Origin of the sequence: Streptomyces sp. NPDC057287 (assembly GCF_042667905.1) — a bacterium.
Lineage (GTDB): Bacteria > Actinomycetota > Actinomycetes > Streptomycetales > Streptomycetaceae > Streptomyces.
Map to the genome: position 1 here is coordinate 150,670 of NZ_JBHUYV010000020.1, position 12,392 is coordinate 163,061.

Annotated in this window: 10 protein-coding genes; 6 read left to right on the plus strand and 4 right to left on the minus strand. The window is 72.8% G+C overall.

The features are described from left to right. Window positions 1–7: 7 nt before the first annotated feature. The 3 genes from ACFUNE_RS31250 to ACFUNE_RS31260 all read right to left on the minus strand — a co-directional run bounded on the left by ACFUNE_RS31250 (window position 8) and on the right by ACFUNE_RS31260 (window position 4,790). Window positions 8–1,234: a cysteine desulfurase-like protein gene (locus ACFUNE_RS31250; RefSeq protein WP_383574966.1), complete on the minus strand. Its 1,227-nt coding sequence runs from the start codon at window positions 1,232–1,234 to the stop codon at window positions 8–10. 272 nt (window positions 1,235–1,506) lie between these two features. Continuing rightward, entirely contained in the window at window positions 1,507–3,057 is a 1,551-nt protein-coding gene (locus tag ACFUNE_RS31255; protein ID WP_383574968.1) for a polysaccharide lyase family 1 protein, read from the minus strand. Between the two features lie 524 nt (window positions 3,058–3,581). Beyond that, the gene (locus ACFUNE_RS31260) at window positions 3,582–4,790 is read right to left on the minus strand and encodes a CaiB/BaiF CoA transferase family protein (RefSeq protein WP_383574970.1); all 1,209 of its coding nucleotides are present in this window, start codon (window positions 4,788–4,790) and stop codon (window positions 3,582–3,584) included. A gap of 44 nt (window positions 4,791–4,834) precedes the next feature. On the opposite strand from ACFUNE_RS31260, the gene ACFUNE_RS31265 reads away from it, so the two are divergent. Further along, window positions 4,835–5,170, plus strand: coding sequence for a hypothetical protein (locus ACFUNE_RS31265; protein WP_383574972.1), 336 nt, complete (start codon window positions 4,835–4,837; stop codon window positions 5,168–5,170). A gap of 78 nt (window positions 5,171–5,248) precedes the next feature. Here ACFUNE_RS31265 and ACFUNE_RS31270 read toward each other — a convergent pair whose 3' ends face one another. Beyond that, a complete protein-coding gene (locus tag ACFUNE_RS31270; protein ID WP_383574974.1) occupies window positions 5,249–5,566 on the minus strand; it encodes an immunity 53 family protein in 318 nt (105 codons plus the stop codon). A gap of 206 nt (window positions 5,567–5,772) precedes the next feature. On the opposite strand from ACFUNE_RS31270, the gene ACFUNE_RS31275 reads away from it, so the two are divergent. The 5 genes from ACFUNE_RS31275 (at window position 5,773) to ACFUNE_RS31295 (ending at window position 12,168) form a co-directional block, all read left to right on the plus strand. Then, window positions 5,773–7,263, plus strand: coding sequence for a hypothetical protein (locus ACFUNE_RS31275; protein ID WP_383574976.1), 1,491 nt, complete (start codon window positions 5,773–5,775; stop codon window positions 7,261–7,263). Between the two features lie 112 nt (window positions 7,264–7,375). Then, window positions 7,376–8,650 carry an AAA family ATPase gene (locus ACFUNE_RS31280; protein ID WP_383574978.1) on the plus strand — a complete coding sequence of 425 codons (1,275 nt, stop codon included), beginning with the start codon at window positions 7,376–7,378 and terminating at the stop codon, window positions 8,648–8,650. Then, entirely contained in the window at window positions 8,647–9,939 is a 1,293-nt protein-coding gene (locus ACFUNE_RS31285; protein WP_383574980.1) for a VWA-like domain-containing protein, read from the plus strand. The genes ACFUNE_RS31280 and ACFUNE_RS31285 overlap by 4 nt, the downstream gene beginning before the upstream one ends. Before the next feature lie 235 nt (window positions 9,940–10,174). Continuing rightward, window positions 10,175–11,386 (plus strand): serine hydrolase domain-containing protein, encoded by a 1,212-nt coding sequence (locus ACFUNE_RS31290; RefSeq protein WP_383574982.1) that lies wholly within the window; start codon window positions 10,175–10,177, stop codon window positions 11,384–11,386. A gap of 41 nt (window positions 11,387–11,427) precedes the next feature. After that, window positions 11,428–12,168 carry a class I SAM-dependent methyltransferase gene (locus tag ACFUNE_RS31295; protein ID WP_383574984.1) on the plus strand — a complete coding sequence of 247 codons (741 nt, stop codon included), beginning with the start codon at window positions 11,428–11,430 and terminating at the stop codon, window positions 12,166–12,168. The last annotated feature ends 224 nt before the right edge of the window (window positions 12,169–12,392 follow it).

Below are 12,392 nucleotides of genomic sequence, written 5' to 3' on the forward strand. Positions count from 1 at the left end.
CGCCGCCTCAGCCGCAGGGCACGTCGAGCGCGTTCAGGAGCCGGTCGACGTCGTCGTCGCACGTGTAGGGCGCGAGACCGACCCGTACGCCGCCCCCGTCCCCCAGCCCGAGCCGCCGGGAGGCCTCCAGCGCGTAGAACGATCCGGCGGGCGCGTCCACGCCACGCTCGGCCAGCTGCCGGGAGATGTCCCCGGGGTCCCTGCCCGCCACCGTGAACAGGGTGGTCGGGGTGCGCCGTGCCGCGCGCGAATGCACCGTGACGCCGTCCAGTGCGGCCAGGCCCGCCTCGATGCGGCCGCGCAGCCGGTCCTCGTGCAGGGCGAGCGCCGCGAACGCACGCCCCAGGCCCTCCCGACGGCTGCCCGCGCCGGGGACGAGCCCTGCGAGGAAGTCCACCGCCGCCGTCGCTCCGGCGAGCAGTTCGTAGGGCAGCGTGCCGAGTTCGAACCGCTCGGGTACGGCGTCGGAGGAGGGCAGCAGCTTGTCCGGGCGCAGGCTCTCCAGCAGTTCGCGCCGCCCGGTCAGGACACCCAGATGCGGTCCGAGGAACTTGTACGGCGAGCAGACCAGAGTGTCCGCGCCCAGAGCGGTCAGGTCGACCGCGGCGTGCGAGGCGTAGTGCACCGCGTCGACATGGAACAGGGCGCCGGCCCGGTGCGCCAGCGCGGCGAGGGCCGGGATGTCGGGGCGGGTGCCGATGAGGTTGGAGGCGGCGGTGACGGCGACGAGCCGGGTGCGGCCGGACAGCACGGCCTCGACGTGCCCCGTGCCCAGCTCACCCGTCCCGGGGTCGAAGTCGGCCCACCGGACCGTCGCCCCCACCGCCTCGGCGGCCTGGATCCAGGGCCGGATGTTCGAGTCGTGGTCCAGCCGGGACACCACCACCTCGTCCCCCGGACCCCAGTCCTTGGCCAGGGTGCGCGCCAGGTCGTAGACGAGCTGTGTGGCACTGCGCCCGAACACCACCGTGTCCGCCTCCGTGCCGAGCAGATCGGCCAGGGCCATGCGCGCGCCCGCCACGATGGCCTCGGCGTTGCGCCCGCCTTCCGTGAGCACCCCGCGGTTGGCCAGCGGCCGGGTGAGGGCCTCGGTGATCGCGTCGATGACCTGCTGGGGCGTCTGGGTGCCACCCGGCGCGTCGAAGCGGGCCGTTCCCGCCTTCAGCGCCGGGAAGCAGGCACGGATCGCCTGCGCATCGAGGGTGTCGGGGGTGTGGTCGGTCTCGCTGGTCAAGGGACACTCCGGGAAAGAGGGGGCGGCTGGCACCGCGTCGCGTACGCCACGCTCATGATGGCAGCGCAGGCCAGAGGCCTTCCAGGGCCGGGGCGCAGGCTCATTGGTCCCGCCTCCCGGGCATACGGAAGCGGGGGCCGCCCCGCGCGACGGCCCCCGCCCCGGGGGAGGTTCAGCGGCGAGCCGTCGTCACGGCTCGCCGCCTCGTGCACTTCGGCCGCCCCGGACAGCTCCGGGTGAGCCGGTCCCGGACGGACGCCGGGACCTCGCCGCTATCCGGCGTACGTCTCGAATTCGGCGACCTTCGGCGTCCCCGTCGAGCCGGTGATCTCGAACGTGAGCTTCTTCAGCGACGTCTGGGCGATGGTGATCGCACCAGCCCCGCTGCCGGACTTCAGGACGGCGCCGGTGTCACCGTTGAGCAGCCTCCAGGAACCGATGGCGGAACCCGACGCCTCCCGGATGTTGACCTTGGACACGGAGGTGGCGGTGCCCCACTTGACCGAGATGGAACCGGTCGAGCCGGCCGGCGACCAGTAGGTGCTCAGGTCACCGTCGCGCACGTTGCCGTAGCTCGACCCAGAGGCCTTGCTGGAGCCGTCGGCCCCGGCGCCGAGACTGAGGTTGGTCCCGCTGGGCTGGGTGGGGTCCGGTGTGGGGTCGGTCGGGTCCGGGGTCGGGTCCGTCGGGTCCGGGGTCGGGGTGGGTGTGGTCGGCGAGCAGCTGCCGTCCGACACCTTCAGGCCCTTGTTGGCGCCCGCCGTCTGGGCCACGACGCCCGGGACGCAACTCGCGGCGTCGAGGGTGAACGCGTAAGGGATGCTGACGGTGGTGTTGGACGTCGGGTTGGGCCCGGCGGGGTTGTTCTCGCTGCCGCGCGCGGACCACGTCACGTTGTCGAACGTGTTGCCGCTGACCTGCCAGTACCCGGCTGCGTCGGTGTAGAAGGTGCCAAGGACGTCCTTGGAGTCCTTGAAGTAGTTGTTGTCGACCTTCGCCTTCGCGCCGGCCCGGGAGTTGATGCCGGACTCGTTCAGCTTCACGTAGTAGTTGTTGTAGATGTGCGCGATGCCGCCGCGCAGCAGGGGCGCGCGCGAGTCGATGTTCTCGTACAGGTTGTGGTGGTACGTGATGAAGCCGTTGGAGAGCTCGGTCTCGCTGGACCCGACGAGTCCGCCTCGGCCGGAGTTGCGCAGGGTGCTGTAGGACAGCGTGACGTACTGCGTGTTGTCCTTCATGTCGAAGAGGCCGTCGTAGCCCTCCGACTCCCCGCCCGACGCCTCGAGCGTGGTGTGGTCGACCCAGACGTTGCGGACGTCGCTCTCCATCCCGATGGCGTCACCGCCGTTGGACGTGGGCGAGCCGGACTTCTTGACGTTCTTGACCGTCACGTTCTGGATGATGATGTTGCTGGACTGGCGGATGTGGATGCCCAGCTGGTCGAACACGGCGCCGCTGCCGACGCCGACGATCGTGACGTTGCTGATCTGCTTGAGCTCGATCACCCCGGCGGCGGTGTTGCAGCTGTCGCCCGACACCTTCGCGGTGTTGCCGTGGTTGATCGTCCCCTCGACCTGGATGATGATCGGGGTGCTGGCGCTGGCACGGTTGCACAGGGCTGTGTGGATCGCGGTGCCCGTGGTGGCGCGCACCGTCTGTCCGCCGGCGCCACCGGTGGTTCCGCCGTTCTGAGTCGCGTAACCGGTGGCACCACCGGCTACCGCGGCCGACGCCTCGGGCATCGTCAGGACCACGCCGGTCGCGCCCGCGACCGCCATCGTGGCCACTGCCGCGTACAGTCGCCGTGCGACTGATCGTCTCATGTTCGTGTCCCCATTCGTCTTCGCACGCTGATGTGATCAGCTGCTTCATGCCGCGGTCGCAACGGCGAGCCTGCGGGGGTGCCGCCCCGTCAAGGGGCCGCTCCCACAAGCCGGTTGTGCAGGTACTTCTCCATGCGGTCGGGACGGCCGTTCGGCCGTGGCCCTGGGGTGCGAGGGCGTCGGTGTCCGCCGGGAACCGGTGCGGTGCACCTTCGTTCCCCGACGGGCCGACATCCCGGGTGAAGCCCTGGGCCACACCGGTGGCGGCTCGTACGCGTCCGTCACGACGGCCGTCGCGACGGACGCTTCCACCGGAACGGATCCAGGTCACGGAAAGCGCTTTCTGTCCGCGACAATAGAGCGGCCCGGACCAGACTGACAAGGTTCATGACACTTGTGGATCCGGATCGGCCGTGTCTCGCCCGGCACCCCCGCGACTCCGGGGGACACAGATCGCCACGAAGGGCATGGACCGCCCAACTGCCTTGCCGGCATACCTGTTGCCGTGGCGGCGTGTCGGTTGCTCAGATGGCGCCGCCGGCCCGCAGGGCGTCGATCCGGGCGGGTGAGTAGCCCAACTGGGCCAGGATCCGCCCGGTGTGCTCGCCGAGGGCGGGAACGGCGTCCATGCGCGGGGCGGTGCCGGCCAGGTCGACGGGCGGGACCAGGGCCGCCACCGTCTCCCCGCCGGGTACGAGCACGTCCCGCCAGCGGTCCCGGCCGGTCAGCACGGGATGTTCCAGGAACTGCTTCACGTCGTTGACCGCGGCGTTGGCGATGCCGATGGTGTCGAGCAGCTTCATCACCTCAGCGCTGTCCGACACGGCGATCCGTTCGGCCAGCAGCGCGTCGACCTCGTCGCGGTGGCTGACCCGGGCGGATCCGGTGGCGAAGCGCGGGTCCCCGGTGAGGCCGGGCGCGCCGAGGAACCGCTCGCACAGGACGGCCCATTCGCGCTCGTTCTGCACGGAGAGCAGGACGTCCTTGCCGTCGGCCGCCGTGTACGTGCCGTACGGGGCGATCGTGGCGTGCCGGGTGCCGATCCGGGGCGGCTGCGTGCCGGTGTACGCCGTGTAGTAGGCGGGCTGGCCCATCCATTCCGCCAGCGCCTCGAACAGCGAGACCTCGACGGCGCGTACGGACCCGCGGGTCGCACGCGTGAACAGGGCGGTGAGAATGCCGCTGTAGGCGTACATGCCCGCGGCGATGTCGGCGACCGACACCCCGACCCGGGCGGCCTCCTGGGCGCTGCCCGTCAGCGAGACGAGACCGGTCTGGCACTGCACCAGCAGGTCGTAGGCCTTGCGGTCCGCCCAGGGTCCGCTCGACCCGTACCCGGTGACGGAACAGGGGATCAGCGACGGGAAGCGCTCCGCCAGGTCCTCGGCCCCCAGGCCCATGCGCGCGGCGGCACCGGGCGCCAGGTTCTGCACGAACACGTCCGCCCGGGCCAGGAGTTCTTCCAGGACCTGCCGGCCCTCTTCGGACTTCAGGTCGAGGGTCACCGACTCCTTGGACCGGTTCAGCCACACGAAGTAGCTGGACTGGCCGTGCACCGTGGTGTCGTACCGTCGGGCGAAATCGCCGCCGTCCGGGCGCTCCACCTTGATCACCCGCGCTCCGAGGTCGGCGAGCTGGCGGGTCGCGAAGGGGGCGGCCACCGCCTGTTCGATGCTCACGACCGTGATGCCGGACAGCGGCAGGTCATCGGCGGGCGCTGCTTTCTCGGCCATGTGTTGCCTCCGGAGGTGTCGGTGACCCGAGCGGGAGTGCCATCATGCGCATTCATGTGGGGCCAAGGGTCCCTGCGCACGCCAGGGCGGAGCATCCCGGCCCGTACGGCACCCTCGGTGACCCGCACATGCCGCCGCACGCCCGCCGCGGCCACCTGGTCGCCGGCAACCGGCACGACGCGTGGGAGGCGCTCCCCTCCGTCGCCGCGCCCACGCTGGTGCTCCACGGCGACCAGGGCCGCTCACCCCGCCGGAGAACGCCCCACTGCTGGCGGAACGCGTCCCGGACGCCCGGGTCCACCTCCTCCCCGGCGCCCAGCACGCCTACTTCGAGGAGTGCCGGGACACGGCCGGTGCTGGGCCGTGCCTTCCTCGCCTGAGCGACCAGCTCAGCCGCGAGTGCCCCCGGCGCCCTCGGTACGGTCCGTCCGGGGCCCGAGGTGCCGGGCCGGGGTGGCTCATCCCCGGTCAGGGGTGTTCTCCCTCGCCCAGCCGCGGAAGAGGGTCAGGGCCTCGGTGAGGTTGCCCGGTCCGCACGCCGCGTGGAAGGTCAGGTCGGAGGTCCAGGCGATGATCCAGTCGTCCTTGCCGCGCCTGAGGTCCTGGCGCGGGAAGTCATGAGCTTCGAGGTAGGTGTCCTCCAGGTCGATGCCGACGGACCAGCCAGGGTTGTCGAGAGTGTCGATCTTCACGCCCCACTCGTGCTCCCAGTCCCCGTCGCACTGCGCGGCGTACCAGCCCTGCAGCCAGTCCATGACGTGTTCGGCTTCACTCATGGCACGGAACCCTAGGCCGCTCGCGACTCCAGGACCGGGGTGGAGGTCTCCTCTCCGGCCCGCCTCCGCCGGCGCGGGCTGACCGGCGCACCCCGCGCCGCTCCGGAAAAGGTGTGGATCCCGTGGGCGGTCCGGGCTACGCTCCCGCCGATGACTACTCGATGTGTTCACGGATTGGGGGTCCCGACCGCGCAAGGTGAGTGCTGATGCTCACCGGAACCGCGTTCGGAGATTCCCGACTTTCCCTCTGGCTGCGCGTGCGCGAAGTCGCCGTGCCACCCCTCATGATCCGGACCGCGACGGCCCGGCGCACCGCCGGCGACTGGGCGGGGGCCTGCGCCGCCGCCGGATTCGACGTCGACCTCGACCTGCGTTCCGTCTCCCGTGTCCACGGCAGCGACACCGCGGCCCGCCTCCGGGCGGACCTGCGCCGACTGGCACCCGATCTGCTGCGGTGGCACATGCCGAGGACCGCGCCGGACGGTTTCCTGCGGCCGGGTGCGACCCTCGTCCTCGCCCGGTACGACGAGCCCGGGCGCTCACGCCCCGTGCACCTCGTGGCGCGCACCGCCCCCGCGTGGGCGGAGGCCGGGCAGCGGATCAGCCTCGCGGTGTGGGACGGGCCGGTGCCGCCCGGACGCGAGTCCGGACCGCGCGGCTACCGCGTCCCGGACCGGCGGTTCCGCATGGACCTGCACCGCCATCTGTGGGACGCGGGCCGCAGCGGCGAACTGCGCGGGCGTTCCCGGGCCGGTGCCGCCCCTTCCGGGGAACGCCGTGCGCCGTTGCCCGCGTGGGCTGCGTCGGTACCGGACCCGGCACGGTTCGCACTTGACGGGTGGGCCGCCGAGGCGGCTCTGCTGCTGAGCACGGAGGGACGCCCCGGGGGAGGACCGGTCTCGGTCCGCCTGGGCGCCCGGCGCCGTCTCGTGCTGGACGTACGCCCTTCGCCCCTGGCCCCAGGCGCAGATGACGGTGCGCCGGAGGTACGGTCGGCCCGCCTCGCGCGAGCGGGCGCCTGCGTCGGGCTGCCTGTCCTGCCCGACGCCGCCACCTGGGTCCTGCCCGACCTGGAACTGCTGCGCGGCGGCTGGATCGCGGCCGACCGGCTGCACCCCCTCGTCGCGGCGGCCCTGGCACCCGGAACGCCGGCGTCCGGCCCCGGCACGGACAGGGGCACCTACGCGGACTCGGGCTCGGTCTCGGCCCCGGACTCGGGCTCGGGCTCGGCCCCGGACTCGGTTCCGGACGACCGTGCCGTGCCGCGTGTCGTCGACTGTCGCGGCGACCGGCACCGGATCGGCCTGGTCGACGGGGTGCTGGTCCCGCTGGACCACGATCCCGCCGAGATCCGGCGGGAGGAACTGCTCGCCGCACTCACCGGCACGCCCCTCCCCTGCCTCCAGGTCATCGACGCGGCGCACCGCAGGCCCGACTGCCTGACCGATGTCCGTGACCGGCTGGCGCACGGGGATTCCGCGGGAGCGCTGGCCCGGGTCGAGAGCACGCTCGGCGCCGGGGCGCTCCTGCGCGACGGCGACCTGCGCGACGCGCTCCTCGACGCGGCCCGACGGCGCGTCGGGCACGGCTTGTTCAGGGCGGGACTGGCTGGTCCCGCCCCCCTGCGGGAGCCGCCCAGGACGCCCTCCCGTCCCGAGACCCACCGCTCACGACCACGGCAAGCAGCCTCTCGCTGACCTCCGCCGTCGGCGGACCACGCCGCCGCCCGCGCCCTCCTTCCGTACGTACCCACGCGCGCCCGTGCCTCCGAGCCGGGACCGCCTTCGACGACCCCACAGGTGATGCCTCATGCCCACGTACACCCCGCCCGCCGAGACACCCCAGCCGTCACCCTTCGACGCCGGCTCCGTCCGGGCCTCCCGGCTCGACGTGTCGGGCGCGCTGCTGGCGCTGCTGCGCGACACGACCACCGCACCGCGCCCGGATCCGCAGCTGGAGGCGCTGACCCTGGCCGTGGCGGCCGACCTCCCCGTGCTGCTGTGGGGTGAGCCCGGCATCGGCAAGACGGCCGCGCTCACCCAGCTCGCCGCCACCCTGGACCTGCCGCTGACCACGGTGATCGCGAGCGTGCACGAACCGTCGGACTTCTCCGGGCTGCCCGTCATCGGGGACGACCCGGCCGGGAACGGCATCCCCATGGCTCCGCCGGACTGGGCGGTGCGGCTCGTGCGGGCGGGGCGCGGGCTCCTGTTCCTCGACGAGCTGTCCACCGCCCCTCCCGCCGTGCAGGCGGCCCTGCTCCGGCTGGTGCTGGAACGCCGGGTCGGTTCACTGCGGCTGCCGCCGGACGTCCGGATCGTGGCCGCCGCCAATCCCCGGTCCTCCGCGGCCGACGGCTGGGAGCTGAGTCCGCCCCTCGCCAACCGGTTCGTCCATCTGCAGTGGGTCCATGACGCGGACGTGGTGGTGCGCGGCCTCGGCGGCGTCTGGCCCCGGGCCGAGCTGCCGACGCTCGATGCCGGCCGGCTGCCGGAGGCCGTGGCGTTCGCCCGCCGCGCGGTGTGCGGACTGCTGGGCGCGCGGCCGGCCCTGGTGCACCGGCTGCCCTCGGGCGAGAGCCGGCGGGGCGGCGCCTGGCCCTCACCGCGCAGCTGGGACATGACGCTGTGCCTGATCGCCTTCGCCACCGCCGCCGACGCCTCGCGCGACGTCCTGTCGATACTCGTCAGGGGAACGGTGGGGGACGGGCCCGGGCTGGAACTACTGGCGTATCTCGACCGGATGGACCTGCCTGACCCGGAGGACCTGCTGGCCGATCCCGGCGGCGCGCACCTGCCGGAGCGCGGTGATCTGCGGCAGGCGGCGCTGGACGCGGTGGTCGCTGCGGTCCGCGCGCGTCCCGGGCGGGACCGGTGGGATGCCGCGTGGGCCCTGCTGGCCAGGGCTGCAGAGACCGGTGCTCCGGATCTGCTGGTCGTCCCGGCGACGACGCTCGCCTCCCTGCGCCGTGACGACTGGGACGTTCCGGTGTCGATCGAGGGGCTCGCCGGGGCGGTGTCCGTGTCCCGGCGGGCCGACCTGGCGAAGGTACGGGCCCTGACCGTGGCACGGGCGGACCGATGAACGGCCCCGCCCCCGGCCGGCCTGCCGCACCCCTGCGGCAGCGCCCCCGTGAGGACGCCGGGAACGAACTGGACACGGGCAAGCTCTTCGCCGCCCGCCTGCACGCGGCCAGAGTCCGGCCCTACCTGGCGACGGCGCTGTTCGCCCTGCACCCCGTGGAGTCGCGCGGCGTGCCGACGATGGCCGTCGACGCCTACTGGCGGTGCTACGTGTCACCCGCGTTCGTCGACCGCACCCCCGTGGAGGAGCTGGCAGGTGTATGGGTCCACGAGGTGTCCCACCTGCTGCGCGACCACCACGGGCGCAGCGACCGCTACGCGCACCGGCACCAGCTGAGCGGCCCTGCCGAGCGGCTGCGGATGAACATCGCGGCGGACTGCGAGATCAACGACGACGTCTTCGGCGACGGCCTGGTGAGGCCCGAGGGCGCCGTACTGCCTGGGGATCTGGGGCTGGAGGACGGCGAACTGATGGAGGACTACCTCCGCCGATTCAGGCTCGGCCCGCACACCGCCCACCTGGCGTGGCTGGAGTGCGGCAGTGGCGCGGACGGCCTCCACCGTCCCTGGGACCTGGGCCCGGACGGTGCGCGCGGGCTCAGCGCGCAGGAACGGGACGCGGTCCGGTTCCGGGTGGCGCAGGGAATCGTCGGCCGTCCGGGGAACGCGCCCGCGGGGTGGCTGCGGTGGGCGGAGGAGGCCTTCCACCCACCGCAGCCATGGAGGCAGTTGCTGGGCGCGGCCGTACGCGCGGCGGCCTCCGCGCCGGGCACGGGAGAGGACTACGTCTACGGCAGGCCGGCCCGTCGCTCGGCGTCCGTTCCCGGCGCCGTCCTGCCCAGCCTGCGGCGCAGACCGACGCGGGTCGTCGTGGTGATCGACACCTCGGGTTCGGTCAGCGACGCCGAACTGGGCAGTGCGCTGCTGGAGGTGGCGGCGATCTCCCGGGCCGTGGGCGGCCGGGGCGACCTCGTCGGCGTACTGCCGTGCGACGCGGCGGCGGGCCGGGTCCGCCCCCTGTGCGGGGGCACGGAGGGCGTCGAGCTGCTCGGCGGCGGAGGCACGGACCTGCGTACGGGATTCACCCGCGCCCTGGAGTCCCGTCCCCGCCCGGACGTCGTGGTGATCCTGACCGACGGCCAGACCCCTTGGCCGTCCCGGCGTCCGGCGTGCCGGACGGTGGTGGGACTGTTCGGCCGGCACCACGGGCGCTCGTCCTACGACGAGACTGATCCGGAGTACCGCCAGGACGGACCACCCGCGTGGGCCCGGGTGGTGACCATCGGCTGACTCCCCGGTTGCTGGCCGGCGTCCCAGCTGTTCGGGTACGGACCGGGGGGAAACCGCAGCCTCCCGGTCAGGGGAACCCCAGGCACCGCCCTGCGGACAGCACGCCGTCACGTCGGGGGGAGGGCCGGATGGGCAAGTCCCCCTCGCCGCTGGTGAGATGGTCGCCACCGCCGGCTCGGGGACGGGCCCGGCGGTCCCCGGACGCGCGGGCGACCCGAACGGATGTGAAGTGATCATGCACAGGTTGGGAAGGCGCCGCCGCGGCCTGCTCGTGACCGGCGTGGCCTCGGTTCTCCTCGCCGCGTCGGTGGGGCCGACGACGGCGGCGGAGCCGCAGCGGGCCGATCCCCTCCAGCGGGAGGTGGACGCCGTCCACGGCAGCGGGGTCGTCGGTGTGCTCGCCGAGGTGACGTCGCCGGGCACGCGCGACAGGGCACGCGCCGGGACGGCCCGGATCGGCACCGGACGGCCGATGCCCTGGGACGGGCGGTTCCGGATCGGCAGTGCCACCAAGACCTTCACCGCCGCGGTCGTGCTGCAACTCGTCGGCGAGGGGCGGCTGTCCCTGGAGGACACCGTCGAGCGCCGGCTGCCCGGAGTGGTCCGGGGCAACGGCAACGACGGCAGCCGGGTCACCGTGCGGCAGTTGCTCCAGCACACCAGCCACATCCCCGAGGTGCTGCCGGACATACCCGCGTTGAACAGCGCGGACGGCTATCGGGCCGAGCGGTTCCGCACCTACACCCCCGAGGAGGTGGTCGCGCGGGCCATGCGGCATCCTCCCGTCCCGGGCTCCGGCTGGTCGTACTCCAACACCAACTACATTCTCGCCGCGATGATCATCCAAAAGGTCACCCACCGGAGCTGGGCCGACGAGGTCGAAGCCCGGATCATCCGTCCACTGGACCTGAAGGACACCGCCGCGCCGGGCACCTTCCCCTGGATCCCGGGCCCGCATGCCCAGGCCTACACCGCCTTCGGCACCGGTACGGGCACCGGCACCGACGTCACGGCGCTCGATACGACCATGGCCGTCGGCTCCGGCTCGCTCATCAGCAGCACCCACGACCTGAACCGGTTCTACGCCGCACTGCTCGACGGCCGTCTGCTGCTTCCGGCGCAGGTCGACGAGATGACCACGACCGTGCCCACACCCGATCCGGGCGTGGACTACGGGCTCGGCCTGGGCAAGCTGGAGCTGCCCTGCGGCGGCAGCTACTTCGGCCACCCGGGCAACCTGCTCGGCTACCGCACCTGGGGCGGCGTGACCCGGGACGGAGCCCGGACAGCCGTGGTGTACGTCAACAGCGACGGCGGCCAGGACACCCAGCGGGCCATGACCACGCTCGTGGAGCACGAACTGTGCCGCACCCGCCCCGAGGGCTCGCTCGGCGGAGCACGGACCGAGCCGGGGCCGGACCGAGGCGAGGGCCGGCCGCTGCCCTGATCGTCTTGACCGCTCCCGGCAGGCAGTGCTGGAGTCGGCACGTGGACAGCATCCCCGCCAACCGGCGGCTCTGGAACCGGATCAGCAGCGCCTACCAGCACAAGCACGACCCGCACATCGGCTCCGCGCCCCGGCTGTGGGGCATGTACTCCATCCCCGACGCGCACCTGCACGCCCTGGGCGACGTCACCAACAAGCGCGTCCTCGAACTGGGCTGCGGCGCCGGCCAGTGGTCCAGGGCGCTCGCCGCCGAGGGTGCCTCCGTGGTCGGCCTCGACCTGTCCGAAGCCCAACTCTCCGCTGCGGCACGAGCGATGGGAGCGGCCCGCTACCCGCTGGTGCAAGGCGCGGCCGAACAACTCCCTTTCGCCGAGGACAGCTTCGACCTGGTGTTCTGCGACTTCGGTGGGCTCAGCTGGGCGCCCCCGCACCTGGCCGTCCCGCAGGCCGCACGCGTCCTGGGCCGGGGCGGGCGCCTGGTGTTCAACGTCGCCAGCCCATGGTTCGAAGCTTGCTACGACGAAGCCGCCGGCCGCGTGACCAGGACGCTGCAGCAGGACTACTTCGGGCTGAACACCATCGCCGAGGGCGACGGCGCGACAAGCTACCAGCTCACCTACGGCGACTGGGTCAAGGTCCTGCGCGGCGCGGGTCTCATCATCGACGACCTCATCGAGCCACGGCCCGCACTCGGAACACCCAACGGCTACAACGAGACCGATCCACCCGACTGGGCACACCGCTGGCCTGCGGAACTGCTCTGGGTAGCCCACAAACCGTAGGTTCCGCCGTGCCGAGACGTGAAGGCATCGCCAGGCAGGCTTGGTAGACCTTCGGGGAGGAGGAACGAATCCTGATGGGAAGTCAGGCCTCCGGAGGGACTTCTGGGCAGGACCGCCGTTCGGAGGGTCTCAGTGGTTCCTTTCGAGGAGGCGGCCGGTGGGTTCGGCGAGTACGCCGTCGGCCGCGATCCGCGTGCCGCGCAGCCACGTGGACCTGACGACAC

What these genes read in the sequence shown, in the direction of transcription:
- ACFUNE_RS31255 (WP_383574968.1), bottom strand. Translation starts at nt 3,057, where the DNA reads ATGAGACGATCAGTCGCACGGCGACTGTACGCGGCAGTGGCCACGATG.
- ACFUNE_RS31260 (WP_383574970.1), bottom strand. Translation starts at nt 4,790, where the DNA reads ATGGCCGAGAAAGCAGCGCCCGCCGATGACCTGCCGCTGTCCGGCATC.
- ACFUNE_RS31265 (WP_383574972.1), top strand. Translation starts at nt 4,835, where the DNA reads ATGCGCATTCATGTGGGGCCAAGGGTCCCTGCGCACGCCAGGGCGGAG.
- ACFUNE_RS31270 (WP_383574974.1), bottom strand. Translation starts at nt 5,566, where the DNA reads ATGAGTGAAGCCGAACACGTCATGGACTGGCTGCAGGGCTGGTACGCC.
- ACFUNE_RS31275 (WP_383574976.1), top strand. Translation starts at nt 5,773, where the DNA reads ATGCTCACCGGAACCGCGTTCGGAGATTCCCGACTTTCCCTCTGGCTG.
- ACFUNE_RS31280 (WP_383574978.1), top strand. Translation starts at nt 7,376, where the DNA reads ATGCCCACGTACACCCCGCCCGCCGAGACACCCCAGCCGTCACCCTTC.
- ACFUNE_RS31285 (WP_383574980.1), top strand. Translation starts at nt 8,647, where the DNA reads ATGAACGGCCCCGCCCCCGGCCGGCCTGCCGCACCCCTGCGGCAGCGC.
- ACFUNE_RS31290 (WP_383574982.1), top strand. Translation starts at nt 10,175, where the DNA reads ATGCACAGGTTGGGAAGGCGCCGCCGCGGCCTGCTCGTGACCGGCGTG.